The organism is Empedobacter sp. UBA3475, from assembly GCF_002378465.1.
Lineage (GTDB): Bacteria > Bacteroidota > Bacteroidia > Flavobacteriales > Weeksellaceae > Empedobacter > Empedobacter falsenii_B.
In genome coordinates, this window is the sequence record NZ_DFRA01000057.1 from 1 (window position 1) to 16925 (window position 16925).

At 31.6% G+C, this 16925-nt stretch carries 15 protein-coding genes; 11 read left to right on the plus strand and 4 right to left on the minus strand.

Going from position 1 to position 16925, the window contains the following annotated elements:
* Positions 1 to 145: 145 nt before the first annotated feature.
* The gene (locus B3I31_RS12185) at positions 146 to 1039 is read right to left on the minus strand and encodes a lysylphosphatidylglycerol synthase transmembrane domain-containing protein (protein ID WP_286494700.1); all 894 of its coding nucleotides are present in this window, start codon (positions 1037 to 1039) and stop codon (positions 146 to 148) included.
* Positions 1040 to 1160: 121 nt separating this feature from the next.
* On the opposite strand from B3I31_RS12185, the gene B3I31_RS12190 reads away from it, so the two are divergent.
* From B3I31_RS12190 to B3I31_RS12200, 3 genes are read left to right on the plus strand one after another with little or no spacing between them, the layout of a single operon-like run.
* The gene (locus B3I31_RS12190) at positions 1161 to 1961 is read left to right on the plus strand and encodes an SDR family NAD(P)-dependent oxidoreductase (protein WP_125348676.1); all 801 of its coding nucleotides are present in this window, start codon (positions 1161 to 1163) and stop codon (positions 1959 to 1961) included.
* Positions 1962 to 1964: 3 nt separating this feature from the next.
* The gene (locus B3I31_RS12195; protein ID WP_286494699.1) at positions 1965 to 2417 is read left to right on the plus strand and encodes a GNAT family N-acetyltransferase; all 453 of its coding nucleotides are present in this window, start codon (positions 1965 to 1967) and stop codon (positions 2415 to 2417) included.
* A complete protein-coding gene (locus tag B3I31_RS12200; RefSeq protein WP_286494698.1) occupies positions 2414 to 3352 on the plus strand; it encodes a hypothetical protein in 939 nt (312 codons plus the stop codon). The genes B3I31_RS12195 and B3I31_RS12200 overlap by 4 nt, the downstream gene beginning before the upstream one ends.
* A gap of 389 nt (positions 3353 to 3741) precedes the next feature.
* Here the strand turns inward: B3I31_RS12200 and B3I31_RS12205 are convergent, their stop codons facing one another.
* From B3I31_RS12205 to B3I31_RS12215, 3 genes are read right to left on the minus strand one after another with little or no spacing between them, the layout of a single operon-like run.
* A complete protein-coding gene (locus B3I31_RS12205) occupies positions 3742 to 4632 on the minus strand; it encodes a DMT family transporter (protein ID WP_286494697.1) in 891 nt (296 codons plus the stop codon).
* 51 nt (positions 4633 to 4683) lie between these two features.
* Entirely contained in the window at positions 4684 to 5238 is a 555-nt protein-coding gene (locus tag B3I31_RS12210) for a DNA-3-methyladenine glycosylase I (RefSeq protein ID WP_286494696.1), read from the minus strand.
* A gap of 3 nt (positions 5239 to 5241) precedes the next feature.
* The gene (locus tag B3I31_RS12215; RefSeq protein ID WP_286494695.1) at positions 5242 to 7245 is read right to left on the minus strand and encodes a thioredoxin domain-containing protein; all 2004 of its coding nucleotides are present in this window, start codon (positions 7243 to 7245) and stop codon (positions 5242 to 5244) included.
* A 76-nt stretch (positions 7246 to 7321) separates the two neighbouring features.
* Between B3I31_RS12215 and putP the strand changes: the two genes are divergently transcribed.
* The 8 genes from putP to B3I31_RS12255 all read left to right on the plus strand — a co-directional run bounded on the left by putP (position 7322) and on the right by B3I31_RS12255 (position 16821).
* Positions 7322 to 8821, plus strand: coding sequence for a sodium/proline symporter PutP (gene putP / locus B3I31_RS12220; RefSeq protein ID WP_286494694.1), 1500 nt, complete (start codon positions 7322 to 7324; stop codon positions 8819 to 8821).
* A gap of 99 nt (positions 8822 to 8920) precedes the next feature.
* Positions 8921 to 9202 (plus strand): DUF2750 domain-containing protein, encoded by a 282-nt coding sequence (locus tag B3I31_RS12225; protein ID WP_286494693.1) that lies wholly within the window; start codon positions 8921 to 8923, stop codon positions 9200 to 9202.
* 218 nt (positions 9203 to 9420) lie between these two features.
* Positions 9421 to 11205 (plus strand): DNA mismatch repair endonuclease MutL, encoded by a 1785-nt coding sequence (mutL, locus tag B3I31_RS12230; protein WP_286494692.1) that lies wholly within the window; start codon positions 9421 to 9423, stop codon positions 11203 to 11205.
* Between the two features lie 82 nt (positions 11206 to 11287).
* Positions 11288 to 11953 (plus strand): rhomboid family intramembrane serine protease, encoded by a 666-nt coding sequence (locus B3I31_RS12235; RefSeq protein ID WP_286494691.1) that lies wholly within the window; start codon positions 11288 to 11290, stop codon positions 11951 to 11953.
* A 3-nt stretch (positions 11954 to 11956) separates the two neighbouring features.
* Positions 11957 to 12844 (plus strand): rhomboid family intramembrane serine protease, encoded by an 888-nt coding sequence (locus tag B3I31_RS12240; protein WP_286494690.1) that lies wholly within the window; start codon positions 11957 to 11959, stop codon positions 12842 to 12844.
* A 1-nt stretch (position 12845) separates the two neighbouring features.
* Positions 12846 to 13886 carry an endonuclease/exonuclease/phosphatase family protein gene (locus tag B3I31_RS12245; protein ID WP_286494689.1) on the plus strand — a complete coding sequence of 347 codons (1041 nt, stop codon included), beginning with the start codon at positions 12846 to 12848 and terminating at the stop codon, positions 13884 to 13886.
* A gap of 33 nt (positions 13887 to 13919) precedes the next feature.
* Complete coding sequence (locus B3I31_RS12250; protein WP_286494688.1) at positions 13920 to 15449, plus strand: helicase HerA-like domain-containing protein; 1530 nt, start codon at positions 13920 to 13922, stop codon at positions 15447 to 15449.
* A gap of 4 nt (positions 15450 to 15453) precedes the next feature.
* On the plus strand, positions 15454 to 16821 hold the full coding sequence (locus B3I31_RS12255) for an exonuclease domain-containing protein (RefSeq protein WP_280045288.1): 1368 nt from the start codon (positions 15454 to 15456) through the stop codon (positions 16819 to 16821).
* Positions 16822 to 16925 lie beyond the last annotated feature (104 nt).

Sequence of the window (16925 nt, forward strand, 5' to 3'; positions counted from 1 at the left end):
CCAACTGAGCTAAGAGACCTTCGTAATTGGATTGCAAATATAGGGCTGTTTTTGAATAATCCAAATAGTTAAAATGAAAAAAATTAAATAAAATTTAATGTTAGGAGTTAACTCTTTTCATTTCAAAGAAATAATTTTTTAGATTTTAAAAAGAAATATTCGTCTTTTTCTTTTTTTCTTCAATTTTAACGCCTTTAAATAGGTAAATAATCCCAATAAATGAGATCGAAATGGTGATGATAGAGAAAATAAATGCAGCACTTGTAGCTAAAGTTTCATCAAAATTGAATCGATGTGCAGCATACATAAACACTGCTTCTCTTATTCCAAATCCACTAAATGAGATAATCGATAAAATTCCTGATACTAAAAAGATCAATAAATATATACTGAAATTGTCTGGATGAATATTCAATCCTTCCAAAACAAAATACAACATACCAACTTGTATCAATTGTAATACAATCGAATAAATCATCGAGTTGTAAAAAGTTCTTTTATGAATAGGGAAAATGATTCCTAAAATAAATGGAACAGCTACAAAACCAACCAATGAAAAGATTAAAGAACCATATTGTATCCAAGGGTAATCTGTCAAATTTGAGAAAAATATTAGAAAAATGATGATTAACAACATTGCGCAAAGTCCAATAATTTTGTCAAGAAAAACCGCTTGCGAAATTTCTTTTAGACTGATTTTATAGTTTTTATTCAACACATAAACTTTGTATGCATCTCCACCAATTCCACCTGGAACAAAGGTATTGTAAAACATTCCTAAAAAATACAAACGTGCATTTGATTTATATGATAAATCAAGATTGATGTCCCGAAAATAATAGTCTAAACGAAAAACAGACAATGCTTGCGAAAGTACATAAAGGATAACAGCAATAAAAATATACGCCCAATTCGCATTTTTGTAATGACTGAAAATATCAAAAATATGTAGTTTAACAAAGAAGATATAATAGATTAACGCAATACTAATCGTTAATTTAATTCCTGTTATAATATATTTTTTAGTTTTTGGATTCAATTGAAATCTTTTGATAATTAACGCACAAATTTAGAGAATCTTCTAGTAACCATTCAAAAAATTATTTATCTACCAATATTTGTCTGATATTACGTAGTTTTGCGTTTAAATTAATCGAATCATGCAATCAAAAGTTATTGTAATTACAGGTTCTTCTTCGGGGGTAGGATTGACTTTGGCAAATTATTTTCACGATAAAGGACATCAAGTTTATGGTTTATCAAGAACAGCTAAAGGTCAAGAAAAATTTAAACATATTGCGACAGATGTTTCGGATAAAGAAAATGTAAAACGTAGTTTTCAGCAGATTTTTTCGGAAACAAATAACCAAATTGATGTGTTGATTAACAATGCCGGAATTGGAATGTTAGGCGCTGTGGAAGATGCTTCGAAAGCTGATATCGAGAAATTATTGGAGGTTAACGTCTATGGTCCAATTTATACAATGCAAGAAGTTTTGCCTACAATGCGCGCGCAAAAAAACGGTTATATCCTGAATGTTTCGTCGATTGCGAGTAACAATGGTTTGCCTTTTAGAGGATATTATTCGGCTTCGAAGGCGATGATTGATCGTTTGATTGAATCGGCTCGTTTGGAAAATCGTCACACAGGAGTAGAAATTGCTACGTTGAATTTTGGAGATATCAAAACCAATATTGCAGAAGGTCGTGTGAAAACTTTTGTGTCAAAATTTTATCAAAAAAGATATGATGCAATGGTTGCTGATATCGATCACGAAGTGCAAGATGGTACGCCAACAGAAGATTTGATTCCGATTATTGAAAATATTTTGGCTCAGAAGAATTTGAAACCACATTATTATATTGGAAAATCGATGCAGAAATTTTCGGTAATCTTGAAAAATATTTTACCTCAAAAAATGTTCGAAAATATTATTGCAAAATATTCAAAATTAGATTAATAGATGGAAAAGGTTATTTGGCATTATAAATCTTTTGACGATTTAACATCGAAAGAGCTATATAAAATAGTGCAATTGCGTAACGAAGTTTTTGTGATTGAACAAAATTGTATTTACCAAGATTGCGATGATAAGGATTTGGTTTGTGGACATCTTTGGGCAACGATTGGCGATGAGGTTGCAGCGTATTCTCGAATTGTTCCGAAAGGAACTTCATACGAAAACGAACCTTCAATTGGTCGTGTAATTTCGAATCAAAAGTTTCGTCGTTATGGATTAGGGAAACAATTGATGAAAAATTCGGTTCAAATCATTGAAAATCAATTTAAAACGTCTTCAATCCGAATTTCTGCTCAATCTTATTTGAAAGAATTTTATTCTTCGTTTGGCTTCGAGCAAGTTTCGGAAGAATATTTAGAAGACGATATTCCGCATATCGAAATGTTGAGAAAATGAAATTTCTAAAATACTTTTTCATAACGCTATTTTCAGCTTTCATTGCATTAGTTTTGGTTGATGTCTATTATTCGAATCAACTCAAAAAAATGGCTTTGTTTAGCGGAGAAGTGCAAGAATGGAATCAAATAAGAGAAGGAAAAACGAAGGTTGAATTGGCTATTTTTGGTTCTTCTCGAGCATTTATTCAAATTAATCCGAATATTTTAGAACAAGATTTAAAACTGACCACGCATAATTTTGGATTAAACGGAAGTAAATTCAAAATGCAATTGTATCGTTTCAATTTGTATTTGAATCATAATCCAAAACCAAAAATAGTTGTTTGGAATTTAGATACTTTTTCGTTTTCACACATTGATGAAGTTTTTCAGCCAAATCAATATGCGCCATTTATGTTATGGAATTTTAAACTTTATGGTGCATTAAAAGAATATAAAGATACGAAATTGGTTGATTTTATTGTACCGCTTTATCGTTACAGAGATCAAACGTATTGGAAAGATCAAATTGTAAGGGCTAAGAAAGAAAAATTGCATAAAGACGGACTTTTTCGTGATGATGGTTTCAAATCATATAACCGAAAATGGAATGTTGATTGGGAAAAAATGAAAAAGAAAAACTCTGATTTTGACTTCTCAGATTATACTTTATTAGAAGAATTAATTGCGAAATGTGAGCAAGAAAATATTCAGCTTATTTTTACAATTGCACCCGAATTTTACAAAGGTCAAGATTATATGTTGAATCGAGAAGAAGTGATTAATCGTTATCAAACAACATTACAAAAGCATCATCTTCCGTTATTAGATTATTCGACTGATTCGATCAGTTATCAACAAAAATGGTTTTACAATACCACCCATTTAAACGATAAAGGGGCGGATGAGTTTACCAGAATATTAGCAACAGCTTTAAAACCTTATATGCAATAGGTGTACAATATAATTAACGCATTCAAAAAGACACTGTTGGAACAAAGTTCCAGTAGTGGTTTTTTGTATGGGATACCTAAAAGAAGAAAGGAAGGATTCGGAATTTTTAGCGAAAAATCGTATTTTTAAATCCGTAATTTCAACCCCTCTTTAGGCCACTTTATTTTCTTTCACGGCCATTGTTCAGTATCGGTTCTATGACGCTTCTATGCCGCCTTTATGCTACCTCTATGCTGCCTTTGTACCGCCTCAACTTCGCCTCAATCAGGAGGTTTCTCTTGTCTTTCTTCGGTGATGCTCTTGTCTTGCTTTAAGTAAAGTTCTCCTATGAAATGAATGCGCATAAAAAATCCTCATTCCAATGAATGAGGATTGATCGTATAGTACCGTTAAATGGTTTCGATTTGTTTTTTGTTTGGTTTCTGCGTCAAATACACACCTGATAATATCATAGCAAAGCCAAATAAATGCATGAATGTGATTTGTTCTCCAACTAAAAATCCCCAAAAAACAGAAACAATCGGCATCAAATAGGTGACCATTGAGGAGAACATCGAGCCAGTGGCTTGGATTAATTTGTAGAATAAAATCATTGCTAATGCAGTCCCAATTAAGCCTAATATGGCGACATATCCCAAACTTTCTAATTGTTGAGGTGTACCAACAAAGTCAGTGAAAAAACCGGATAAAAATAAGATTACAATAGAAGGTAATAACCAGATTGTAAATAATGCTGATGACAATTGGAATGATGGTACATCGTTTAAATAGCGAGTTAAAATCAAACTATTTAGTCCATACAAAGCAGTTGCTAATACAATTAATAAACAATGTAATAAACTGTTTTCACCTGAAAAACTATCTCCACTAATTAATAGAACAGCTCCTAAAAAACCGATCAACGCACCAATTATTTGATTTTTAGTTCCTTTTATGTTAAAAAACAAAGCGCCAAATAACAAGATAAATAAAGGAACCAACGAATCTAAAATTCCAGCCATCGAGCTTGAAACGTGCGTTTGAGCCATTGGGAATAAAAACATTGGAATAAAATTTCCACAGAAACCAGCCAATGCAACGTATTTTAATTTGTTTTTTGGAATCTTAAATAAACTTGGAATTCCCCAAATGGCTAAAATTCCTCCTGCGATAGATAGACGTAAAGCGCCTACTTGATAGGGTGTGTAAGAAACCAATCCTTGTTTGATTAGTATAAAAGAACTTCCCCAAGTTAAAGCTAAAATACCGAGGATAATCCAATATTTTAATTCGATTTTCATGTGCTAAATTTGCGCAAAGATGCGAAAGTTAGCTGTTTTTACAAACATAATTTATTTACAAAAGCAATCGTTGGTATGATCGTTAACCATTCCGGTCGCTTGCATGTGCGCATAAATTGTTGTTGAACCAAAGAATTTAAAACCTCTTTTTTTCAAATCTTTTGCAATTTTGTCCGAAATTTCTGTGGTTGCAGGAACTTCTTTTATAGAATTCCAGTTATTTATAATCGGTTTGTAATCAACGTATTTCCAGATGAAATTGGAAAAAGAACCAAATTCTTTCTGAATTTCTATAAATAATTTTGCATTATTAATTGCTGCTGAAATTTTTCCTTTATGCCGTATAATTCCTTCATTTTTAACCAATTCATCAATTTTAGTTTTATCAAATTTGGCTACTTTTTCAACATCAAAATTCGCAAAAGCTTCTCTGAAATTTTCTCGTTTTTTAAGAATTGTAAACCAACTTAATCCAGCTTGAAAAGATTCGAGAATCAGAAATTCGAATAAAATTTTATCATCTTTTACAGGTTTTCCCCATTCGTTATCGTGATAATCGATGTAATCTTGGTCTTTATTTACCCAAGCGCAACGTGTTTTTTCCATGGTTTATAAATTTTTATAGGCTTCTTCAATAGAAAAAATTGGTAATTGACATGCATAATTTTCGCAAATATGAATGGATGTTTTATTTTCAATCAATCTATTTTTAGTAATCTCTAATTGTTCTGTTTCTGAAGCAACAAAAATCGCATTCGGTACATAACATTGTTGGATTTGTTTCGAATATTTTTGAGCTTCATTACCAACGATAACAATTTCTTTGAACGGATAACTGAAATTTAAATACAACTGAATCCAATTTGCAAAACCAGTTGGATAATCGTGAATTTTTTCATCAATATTCGTTAACATTTGCTTGGCTTGTTCGATGTATTTTTCTTCATTTAAAATTTTTCCTAATTTGAATAAATTAGTTGCCATGACAGAATTTGAAGAAGAAATAACATTATCATAAATCTCAAATGTTTCATTCACCAAAGGTGTGTCATAATGCGACTTGTAAGCAAACATTTTATTTTTGTGATTGTAAAATTGATTAAATGTTTCCTCTGTTAATGTTTGAGCGGTTTCCAAATATTTTATCTCGGATGTGATTTCAAAAAGCTTAATTAATGCTTCAATCATCAACGCATAATCATCTAAAAATCCTGGAATTGTCGTTTGTTTATCTTTATAATTTCGGAATAATGTTTCGTTTTTCCGTTGATTTTCTAAAATAAAATGAATTGCGTTTTCGGCTAAATCAAGATATTCAGGAATTTCAAAAGTGATAAATGCATCGCACAAACCTTTTATGGTTAGCGCATTCCAAGAAGTTAAAACTTTTTCGTCACGATGAGGTTTTATACGTTGTTCACGAATTTGATTAAGGATTTTTTTCCATTCAGAAACTTTGGTTTGAAGTTCTATTGTTGTAATATTCTGTTTAGATGCAAAATCTTCGTCATCTGTCAACCGCATTAAAATATTATTGCTTTGTTCCCATTCACCAAATTCATCAACATTGTAATATTGCTGAAATAAGTCAAAATCATTTTTCAAAATTGTTTTCAATTCATCCGATTTCCAAACATAATATTTTCCTTCTTCACCTTCAGAATCAGCATCAATAGCAGCATAAAAAACATTTTCTGGCGAAAGCATTTCATCTTTTAGCCAATTGATGGTTTCTTTTACTATATTTTCATATTCTTTTTCGTTGAAAACTCGATAAGCATTTGAGTATAGAGAAAGCAGTTGTCCATTGTCGTAAAGCATTTTTTCGAAATGTGGAACTTTCCAATACGGATCGACTGAATATCGCGAAAAACCTCCTTTCAATTGATCGTAAATTCCTCCAAAAGCCATTCTGTCTAATGTTATTTTGGTTTGAATTAAACAGTTTTCGTTTTTAGTTTGAATTCCATAACGTAAAATAGTCTCCCAAGCATTTGGTAACATAAATTTTGGTGCACGATTAAAACCGCCCCATTCGTCATCAAATTGTTGTCTCCAAAATTCGAATGTTTCGTCGATTTTTTCTTTCGAAAAAAAATGTTCAGATTTCAATTCAATCGTTTCCATTTTGTGTAAACCATCAGCAATAGAGTTGACATATTCCATTGTTTTAGCTTTATTGTGATGATACAAATGATTAATATTTTCTAATAATTCAATCCATTGAACTTTTGGGAAATAAGTTCCGCCATAAAAAGGATGACCATCAGGCAAAGCAAAAACATTCAGCGGCCAACCACCAGATGGATGAATTATTTGCGAAACATTCATGTACAAAGCATCTAAGTCAGGGCGTTCTTCACGGTCGATTTTAATGCATACAAAATACTTGTTCATTAATTTAGCGACTGTTTCGTCTTCAAAAGATTGGTGTTCCATGACGTGACACCAATGACAAGCTGAATAACCAATTGAAATAAGCAGAGGTTTGTTGATTTCTTGTGCATGATTCAAAACTTGGTCGCTCCAACTTTGCCACCAAACAGGATTGTTTTCATGCTGTTTTAAATAAGGGCTTGTTGCATTTTTGAGGTTATTTTGTTGAAAACTCATCCGTAATTATTTAGAAATTTAAAGTTCGTTTATTTTTTGTGGATGAAAAATTATATTTTCGATAAAAATTAAACACATGAACTTTTACGAGTATATTTCTATAGGTGCGTATATGGCTTTGATGATTGGAATTGGAATTTATTCTTACCGAAAGTCGACAAGCAATTCTGAAGAATTTTTGATTGGAGGACGGAAAATGGGAGCTGCTGTTACGGCACTTTCTGCAGGTGCTGCTGATATGAGTGGTTGGTTGCTGATGGGAGTTCCTGGAGCAATGTATTTCACAGGTTTATCGAGTGCATGGATTGCAATAGGTTTAACAATTGGTGCTTTTCTTAATTATGTTTTTGTTGCGCCACGCCTTAGAGTTTATACTGAAGTTGCCAATAATTCGATTACAATTCCTGTCTATTTCGAAAATAGGTTCAAGGATAAAACACGTTTATTACGTATTGTTTCATCTATTTTTATTTTGGTGTTTTTTACTTTGTATACATCTGCTGGAATGGTTTCTGGAGGGAAATTGTTTGAATCTGCTTTTCATATGGATTATATGACAGGAATTTGGATGACAAGTTTTGTTGTTGTTCTGTATACTTTTTTGGGTGGATTTTTGGCTGTTAGTTTAACAGATTTTATTCAAGGAACAATTATGGTGTTGGCTTTGGTTATTGTGCCAATAGTTGCTATTGCTGAAATTGGTGGAGTAGAAGAAACTTTTTCATTAATTAATACGAAAGGTGATAATTATTTAGATCTATTTGAAGGGACAACTACTATTGGGATTTTATCTTTGATGGCTTGGGGTTTAGGTTATTGTGGTCAACCACATATTCTTGTTCGCTTTATGGCAATTGGTAAAGTGTCAGATATTCCGAAAGCAAGAAATATTGGAATAACATGGATGATCTTTACTGTTGGTGGAGCATTATTAGTAGGTTTGGTTGGAATTGCTTATTTGATGAAGTTTGATCAATCAACGATGCAACTTTTTGATGGTTCTAAAACAGATGCAGAAACAGTGTTCATCTATTTTTCGCGTGTATTATTCCATCCATTGATCGGAGGATTCTTATTGTCAGCAATTTTAGCTGCTGTAATGAGCACCATTTCTTCTCAGCTTTTAGTTACATCAAGTTCGTTAACAGAAGATATTTACAAAGCATTTTTAAATAAAAAAGCAACACCAAAACAGTTATTAACAGCAAGTCGTTTATCGGTTTTAATTGTAGCATTAATCGCGGTGTTGTTGTCATTAACACCAAAAGATTCTATTCTAAATTTAGTTGGAAATGCTTGGGCAGGATTTGGATCTGCATTTGGACCAGTAATCGTTTTCTCTCTTTTTTGGAAAAAAACTTCTTGGCAAGGAGCTTTAGCAGGTATGTTAACAGGAGGAATTGTTGTCTTAGCTTGGGTTTATGTAAATCACGATTACAAAGATTGGTATGAAATGATACCTGGGTTTTTATCTTCGGTTATCGCAATTTATGTCGTTTCGTTAATGACTCAAAAACCTAATAAAGAAATTGACAAAGAATTTGATGAAATGAAAGCTGTTTTGAAAGAGAATTAACATGCATCCAAAAGAAATAGAAAATATATTAAAGTTAAATCCTTTTGAGCGCTATCAATATTTATTCGAAAAATTGCTGACGGGGAAATTGCTTATATAATGATTTTTCCTGATGGTAATTATGCTATTTCTATAATTAATGATAAAAAAATATTTCCAATTTGGTCAGCGAAAGTATTTGCTGAATTAACAAAAAATGATGGTTGGGAAAATTGCCAAATATTGAAATTGACTTTAGATGATTTCGAAGAAACTCTTTTCTATTATATTGATGAAAATAATTTATTGATAAATGTTTTTCCTACAGATAAAACTGGTTTTGTCGTTAGTTTAGAAGAATTCGCTAGGGACTTAAAAGATGAATTAGAACAATATCAATGAAATATAAAAAAAATAGGTAGGCATTTGTCTACCTTTTTTATTGCTTAAAATTATGAATTTATTATTCAAAAGTTAAAACTTAAAACTTAAAACTTAAAACTTCAAAAATTGTTGATAAGTTTCACTTGTAGAGAATAAGGTCAAAAGAGAGATTTGTTTGTATATTTGTAAAGTTTGATTAAAAAAATAGTCAAAATTAAATCAATTTATACGAAAGGATGAACGATATTATTCAATTACTGCCAGATCATGTAGCCAATCAAATTGCCGCAGGAGAAGTTGTACAACGACCAGCTTCTGTCATAAAAGAATTGATTGAAAATGCGGTGGATTCTGGCGCGACTTCTATTCAGGTGATTGTAAAAGATGCTGGCAGAAGCTTGATTCAAGTGATTGATAATGGTTCGGGAATGAGTGTGACAGATGTTCGAATGGCTTTTGAACGTCACGCTACTTCAAAAATCAGAAAGACAGAGGATATCTATAATATTCATACAAAAGGTTTTCGTGGAGAGGCTTTGGCATCGATTGCTGCGGTTGCGCAAGTAGAAACGAAAACGCGTCGAGAAGATGATGAGGTTGGTTCGCAATTGGTGATTGAAGGTGGAGAAGTTCGTAACCAAGATCCGGTTGTTTGTCCAGTTGGAACGTCTATTTCGGTAAAAAATCTTTTCTATAATGTACCTGCTCGTCGTAATTTCTTAAAATCAAATCAAGTTGAATTTCGTCATATTCAAGATGAGTTTCAACGTGTTTCGATGGCGCACGAAAACATTAGTTTCTTTTTACATCACAATGATGCAGAGGTTTATCATTTGAAAGCCGGAAATCTGAAACAACGTATTGCTCAAATTTTTGGAAAAAAATTAAGTTCACAAATTATATCCGTTGAAGAAGATACAGAAATTGTAAAAGTAAAAGGTTTTGTTGGAAAACCAGATGCAGCAAAAAAATCGCGTGGCGAGCAATTTTTCTTTGTGAATAATCGCTTTATTCGTAGCGGATATTTGCATAATGCAATCGTAGATGCTTTTGAGAGTTTGTTGCCAACGGGGTATAGTCCTTCTTATTTTTTGTATTTAGAAATTGATCCGTCAAAAATTGATATTAACATTCATCCAACTAAAACAGAAATTAAATTTGAGGATGAAGCATTGATTTTTACTATTCTTAGAGCTGCTGTAAAACACGCTTTGGGACAATTTAATGTAATTCCTTCGTTGGATTTTGAACAAGATCCAAACTGGGCTTTTATTCCGTCTGCGACAGAAGATACAGAAATTAAAATGCCAGAAATTACGGTAGATTCTAGTTTTAATCCTTTCGAGCATCAACAAACAAGAGCGCCGAAACCATCTGATATTCGTGCGAATATGGATTTTTATAAAGATGCTGTTGAGTTAGAAATTGAAAATAATCATGCGCATCAATTATTTGAATCTGAAGATTTTCATGATAGTTTTGAAGTAATTCAATGGATGAATCAATATTTGGTTGTTGAATACCGTGGCGAATTGTTAATCATCGATCAACATCGCGCGCATCAAAAAATATTATTCGAAAAATTTATACATTCAAATAATGGAAGTGCATTGGTACAACAAATGCTTTTCCCGATTGAGTTGGAACTTTCGCCAAATGATCGTCAGAAATTAATCAATGTAGAACATCAATTGTTGAGTTTTGGTTTTGATATATCGTTGGATGAAGAAGCAATACAGATTAATGCAATCCCTGTTGATGTGCAACAAGAGGATGTTGTATCTGTTTTTATGGATTTTATCGAGGAATTAGAATACCAAGAATCAATTGAATTAGAAAATACGTTTGCAAAAATTTTAGCAAAAAATGCGGCTGTTAAAAAAGGAGTTTCATTAAAATCTGAACAAATGCAAACTTTGGTCGAAGAATTGTTAAGACTACCAAATCCGAATTTTACGCCATACGGACGCCCAATTTTTGTGCAGATGAATACGGCTGATATCAAAAAAACATTACAATAAACGAATGAGACAATCTATACCACCGATTACAAAGAATTTACTTATTATAAACGGTTTGTTCTTTTTTGCAACATTTGTTTTTATGCAGACTAGACAAATCGATTTGAGAGTGATTTTAGGTGCTTTTTATCCAGAATCTCCCAACTTCAAATTTTGGCAAATTTTGACGCATATGTTTATGCATGCCGACTTTTCACATATTTTGTTTAACATGTTTGCATTGTGGATGTTTGGTTCTGTGGTTGAACAAACTTTTGGACCAAAAAAATTCTTGACGCTTTATTTGTTAGCTGGTTTAGGCGGTTTTATATTGTTTAATGCAGTTAATTACTTTCAAATAGAGCAGTTAAAAGATGCTGTTCAAACGCAAGGAATAGGTTTTAGTCAAATTTATGAAGCTGCAAAATTAAATATGCAAGGTGGATATCATACGAATTCAATTATTCAAACTAACCAAGCTGCGTCAGAACTTTTGACAAATTATGTAACACCAATGGTTGGTGCTTCTGGTGCGATTTATGGTTTGTTATTGGCTTTCGCGGTTTTATATCCAGACGAAAAATTAATGTTAATCTTTTTCCCAGTGCCAATTAAAGCAAAATATTTTATTCCAATAATGGTGTTAATTGAGTTTTATATGGGATATCAAAATATCGGAAATGTAGCACATTTTGCGCATTTAGGAGGTGGATTGATTGGTTTCTTGTTAACAAGACATTGGAAAAAGAATTTATATAGATGGAATTAAGAAATGGCAAATAATATCTTAGACGATTTAAAATTAAAATATTCATCAGGAAATAGTGCAACAAAGTTAATTTACGTTAACGTTGTGGTGTTTTTTACATTGTTAATTGTTGATTTTGTTCTTCGAACGGTAGCAAATTCTACGATTACAACAACTGGTTTGTTTGCGTTGTCATCTTTCAATGATTTAATTGTGAGACCTTGGCAAATCCTAACATATTCTTGGTTACATGGCAATCTTTTTCATTTGATAATGAATATGGTTTTGTTGTATTTTGTTGGACAAATGTTTTTGCAACAATTTCAAAACCGAAATTTAGTTACATTCTATATTTTTGGAGGGATCACTGGCGGAGTTTTCTTTTTATTGTTTCAGAATGTTTTCAATTATTCACATTTATTAGTTGGTGCTTCGGCAGCGGTTTATGCAGTTTTTTTTGCTATGATTTCGTATAATCCGAAAATGCCTGTTCGTTTGTTATTGATTCCAACTTCATTTCCTTTGTTGTATATTGGTTATGTATTTATTGCATTCGATGTGTATAATATTATTGCTAATCAAAATGCGGGCGGAAGTATTTCGCATTTGGGAGGTGCTATTTTTGGTTATCTTTATATGAAACAATTTGAGAGAGGAAATGATTTTTTAGGTAACTTTATTTTCAAAATAGAGCAGTTATTTAAGAAAAAAGAGAAATCAACTTTCAAAACATATAAAAATACTTCTTCAACTTCTTCGCGATCAAATGTTCCGAAAGATGATTACGATTTTAATCATCAAAAAGTTGAAAAACAAAAAAAAATTGATGAAATTTTAGATAAGATTTCTCGTTCAGGTTACGAGAGTTTGTCCAAAGAAGAAAAAGACTTTCTGTTTAGAGAAGGTAGGTAAAATGAGTATAATCAGTAAGTTTAAACTAAATTATTTCAATCGTTTAGTACTAACAATTAATATCGTTTTTTTGTTGGTGGCTTATTGTGTCTATTTAAATAAAATTTTTACGCCTACAGAAATTCCATATTTTAACTTCATTTCGATCGGTTTCCCAATATTATTTGCATTCGGAGCAATGTTTTTACTGTATTGGTTGCTGTTTAGCTGGCGACACTTTTTGTTAATTTTAGTTCTTTCAGCCGGATTATTTTATCCTATTTATCTTTCATATCCAATTATACAATTCAATAAAGTTGAAGACAAAAAAGCTGATTTATCTGTATTGACATATAATGTACATGGTTTTAAAGAAGAAGGAACAAAAGAGCTTTTGATTAAGAATAAAGCTGATATTATGTTGCTTCAAGAGGCATATGAAGGTCAACAGAAAAGTCTAAAAAATAAAGAATTCAAAAATTATTATTCAGAATTTTATGGTTTATTGACAATTTATAGTAAATATCCTATTATTCAAACAAAAAAAATAACACCTGATGATAATGAAGAATTGAATGGACTTGCCGCTTATGCTGATATCGATTTGGGAAATGATACGATTCGTGTGATCAATGTTTATCTTGAGCCAATGTACATTGATAAAGCGATGGTGAAAGAAATTATTCAGTCTGATGATTCGCGAACTGCCGAAATTTCGAGTCGAAAAGTTGAGTTGAAATTGGTGCAAGGAATGCAAAAACATCAAAAACAGTTAGAAGCAATTATTCCATATATCAAATCTTCGCGTCATCCTGTTATTTTGGGAACGGATCTTAATTCGACACCAGTTTCGTACGAATATGAGAAGTTAAAAAAATATCTTCAGGATTCTTATATCGAAGTTGGAAAAGGAAATGGGACAACTTTTCATGGATTTAAATTTCCAATTAGAATTGATTATTTATTTCATTCTAAATTATTTAAACCTGTTGAAGCACATGTTATTCGAAAAAAATTCTCGGATCATTATCCAGTAGCTGTAAAATATAAAATTTCAGAATAATATTTTCCTATATTTATTCAATAATCAATCAAAATGAACCATAAAGAAAGCTTTATTCAAGAGATACAAAGTCGTTATTCTTATAAAAACGATAAAATAATTTTAGGCAAAGCCAAATTAGATGGCGAAATTGTAGAAGAAGCTGAAATTTCAGTTGCGCTAAAAACAATGAATCGTCACGGGTTGATTGGTGGTGCAACGGGAACTGGGAAGACAAAATCTTTGCAGATTATCGCTGAGCAACTTTCTTTAAAAGGCGTTCCAACATTATTGATGGATATCAAAGGAGATTTATCAGGGATTGGAGCAGCTGCAAATTCGGAAGATAAAAATGCGCAAGAAAGAATGGAATCGCTTAATTTGCCTTTTGATCCGCAAGCTTCTCCTGTCGAGTTTTTGTCTATTTCTGATGAGCCAGGAGCAAAACTTCGTGCAACTGTAAGTGATTTTGGTCCAATTTTATTCAGTAAAATTTTGGAACTGAATGAAACACAAGAAAGTATTATTTCAATTATATTCAAATATTGTCAAGATCGTAATTTACCTTTGATTGATTTGGAGGATATTCGACGTGTTTTGCAATATGTGACAGATTCTGATGAAGGAAAATCTGAATTAAATTCGAATTATGGAACAATTGCGCCAGCTTCTTTGGGAGCTATTTTGCGCAAAATTGTTGCATTAGAACAGCAAGGTGCAACAAAGTTTTTTGGAGAACCAAGTTTTGATGTTCAGGATTTATTGAAAACGAAAGACGGAAAAGGAATTGTAAATATTATTCGTTTGATTGATATTCAAAATCAACCTAATTTATTTTCAACTTTTATGTTGAGTTTATTGAATAAAATTTATTCTCAATTCCCTGAATCTGGAGATTCTGATAAACCGAAATTGGTGATTTTTATTGATGAAGCACATTTGATTTTTAAGGAAGCTACGAAAGCTTTGTTGAATCAAATTGAAACAATGGTAAAATTAATTCGATCAAAAGGTGTGGGATTATATTTTGTAACGCAAGTTCCTGGAGATGTTCCTGATGCAGTTTTGAGTCAATTAGGTCTTAAAGTTCAACATGCGTTAAGAGGTTTTACTGCGAAAGATCGTAAAGAAATAACAAAAGCTATCGAAAATTATCCGACAACTACCTATTATAAAGCAAGTGAAGTAATCACTCAATTAGGGATTGGAGAGGCTTTTGTGACTGCTTTAGACGAAAAAGGTATTCCAACTCCTTTGGCTTATACATATATGCGAGCGCCAAATTCGAGAATGGATATCTTGACTTCAAATGAAATCGATACGATTACCTCAAACTCAGATTTAGTGACAAAATATGCGACAGATATTGATCGTGAATCTGCAAATGAAATTTTATCACAAAAATTAGAACAACAAAAAAATATAGAGAAACCTGTTCCAAAAGCAACTTCAACAAGAAGTATTCCTAAAGAAAAAAATTGGACAGATAATCCTGTTGTGCGTGATGTAAGTCGTACTGCAACTCGAAAATTGATGGATTTTGGAATGAAAATGTTAACTAATTTTTTAAAAGGAAAAAAATAAGCACGTGTACGCGATTTTAGATATAGAAGCGACTGGCGGAAAAGTGGGGGAAGAGTCAATCATAGAGATTGCGGTGTATAAATATGATGGAAAAGAAATTGTCGATCAGTTTATATCATTAGTTAATCCCGAAAAAAAGATTGATCAATATGTACAAAGGTTAACGCATATTTCGGATAAAATGGTGTTGACAGCGCCTAAATTTCACGAAGTAGCAAAACGTATAGTTGAGATTACAGATGATTGTATTTTAGTTGGACATAATGTAATGTTTGATTATAGAATGCTAAAACAAGAGTTCGATCGTTTGGGATATAATTACGAAAAAGAATGGATTGATACTTTCGAATATAGCGAAAAATTGATTCCAGGATTACCTTCATATTCTTTAGGAAAATTATGCGAATCGCTTGGAATTGTAGTGACAGATAGACACAGGGCTTCTGGAGATGCAAGAGCGACAATTTCTTTGTTTAAATTATTGTTAGATAAAGATTCGGAAAAAATAATCACGAAGAAAACAGGTTTAAAACAACCTAAAAAAGCACATTCTAAGTATCAGAAACTGCTTGAAGGTTTACCTAATTCTATCGGGGTTTATTATTTATACAATAGCCGAAAACAACTTATTTATATTTGTCGAAGCAATAATATTGCACGATCTATTAATCAAATTTTTACATCAAAAACTTTAAAAGCTAATAAGCTGAAACGTTATACACGTTCTATAAAATTCGAAGAAACTGGAAGTGGTTTTCTTGCTGCAATTAAAGAAAATAACGAGGTCTTGAATAATCAACCAATGTATAACGTAAAGTTAGTTGAGAATAAAGTTTATCCTTTTGGATTGTATTATTTGGAGTCTAAACGTGGTTATTCGAGATTAGAAATAGGGAAAGTTAGAAAGACACAACCTGTTTTGAAATTTAAAACTAAAGAACGTGCAAAAGAGGTTTTAGAGAAAATCGTTCATGATTATAATCTTTGTCAACAAGTAAATGCGGGAATTAAATCTGATGAATCTTGTTTCCAATATAAAGTAAATAAATGCAATGGAGCTTGTGTAAAAGAGGAATCTAAAGAAGTTTATAATGAACGAATTCAAAGTTTTATTAAAACAACTGAATATCCTTCCGAAACTTTTTTGATTATTGATAAAGGACGAAAAGGAATTGAAAAATCATTTTATTTAGTTGAGAATGGAGAATTTAAAGGATATGGTTATTACGAATATCATCATCAAATAAAAACGTTAGAAAAGATTCACAATATCTTAATTCCGATTAAAGAAACGGAAGAAATAAAAAATATGCTCAAATACTTTTTGTATAAAGTTTCTTCTAATTCTAATCAAATCATTATTATTGAATAATATTCTTTATGAAGAAAATATAAAAAATAATAAAAAAGCTCAGTTAATATTAACTGAGCTTTTTTGTATGATTAAATTTAGACTATACCCGTTGTGCATTTTAA

Bases quoted from the DNA above. Each gene is read 5' to 3' on its own strand.
- B3I31_RS12190 (WP_125348676.1), top strand. From the start codon at position 1,161: ATGCAATCAAAAGTTATTGTAATTACAGGTTCTTCTTCGGGGGTAGGA.
- B3I31_RS12195 (WP_286494699.1), top strand. From the start codon at position 1,965: ATGGAAAAGGTTATTTGGCATTATAAATCTTTTGACGATTTAACATCG.
- B3I31_RS12200 (WP_286494698.1), top strand. From the start codon at position 2,414: ATGAAATTTCTAAAATACTTTTTCATAACGCTATTTTCAGCTTTCATT.
- B3I31_RS12205 (WP_286494697.1), bottom strand. From the start codon at position 4,632: ATGAAAATCGAATTAAAATATTGGATTATCCTCGGTATTTTAGCTTTA.
- B3I31_RS12210 (WP_286494696.1), bottom strand. From the start codon at position 5,238: ATGGAAAAAACACGTTGCGCTTGGGTAAATAAAGACCAAGATTACATC.
- B3I31_RS12215 (WP_286494695.1), bottom strand. From the start codon at position 7,245: ATGAGTTTTCAACAAAATAACCTCAAAAATGCAACAAGCCCTTATTTA.
- putP (WP_286494694.1), top strand. From the start codon at position 7,322: ATGAACTTTTACGAGTATATTTCTATAGGTGCGTATATGGCTTTGATG.
- B3I31_RS12225 (WP_286494693.1), top strand. From the start codon at position 8,921: ATGATTTTTCCTGATGGTAATTATGCTATTTCTATAATTAATGATAAA.
- mutL (WP_286494692.1), top strand. From the start codon at position 9,421: ATGAACGATATTATTCAATTACTGCCAGATCATGTAGCCAATCAAATT.
- B3I31_RS12235 (WP_286494691.1), top strand. From the start codon at position 11,288: ATGCAGACTAGACAAATCGATTTGAGAGTGATTTTAGGTGCTTTTTAT.
- B3I31_RS12240 (WP_286494690.1), top strand. From the start codon at position 11,957: ATGGCAAATAATATCTTAGACGATTTAAAATTAAAATATTCATCAGGA.
- B3I31_RS12245 (WP_286494689.1), top strand. From the start codon at position 12,846: ATGAGTATAATCAGTAAGTTTAAACTAAATTATTTCAATCGTTTAGTA.
- B3I31_RS12250 (WP_286494688.1), top strand. From the start codon at position 13,920: ATGAACCATAAAGAAAGCTTTATTCAAGAGATACAAAGTCGTTATTCT.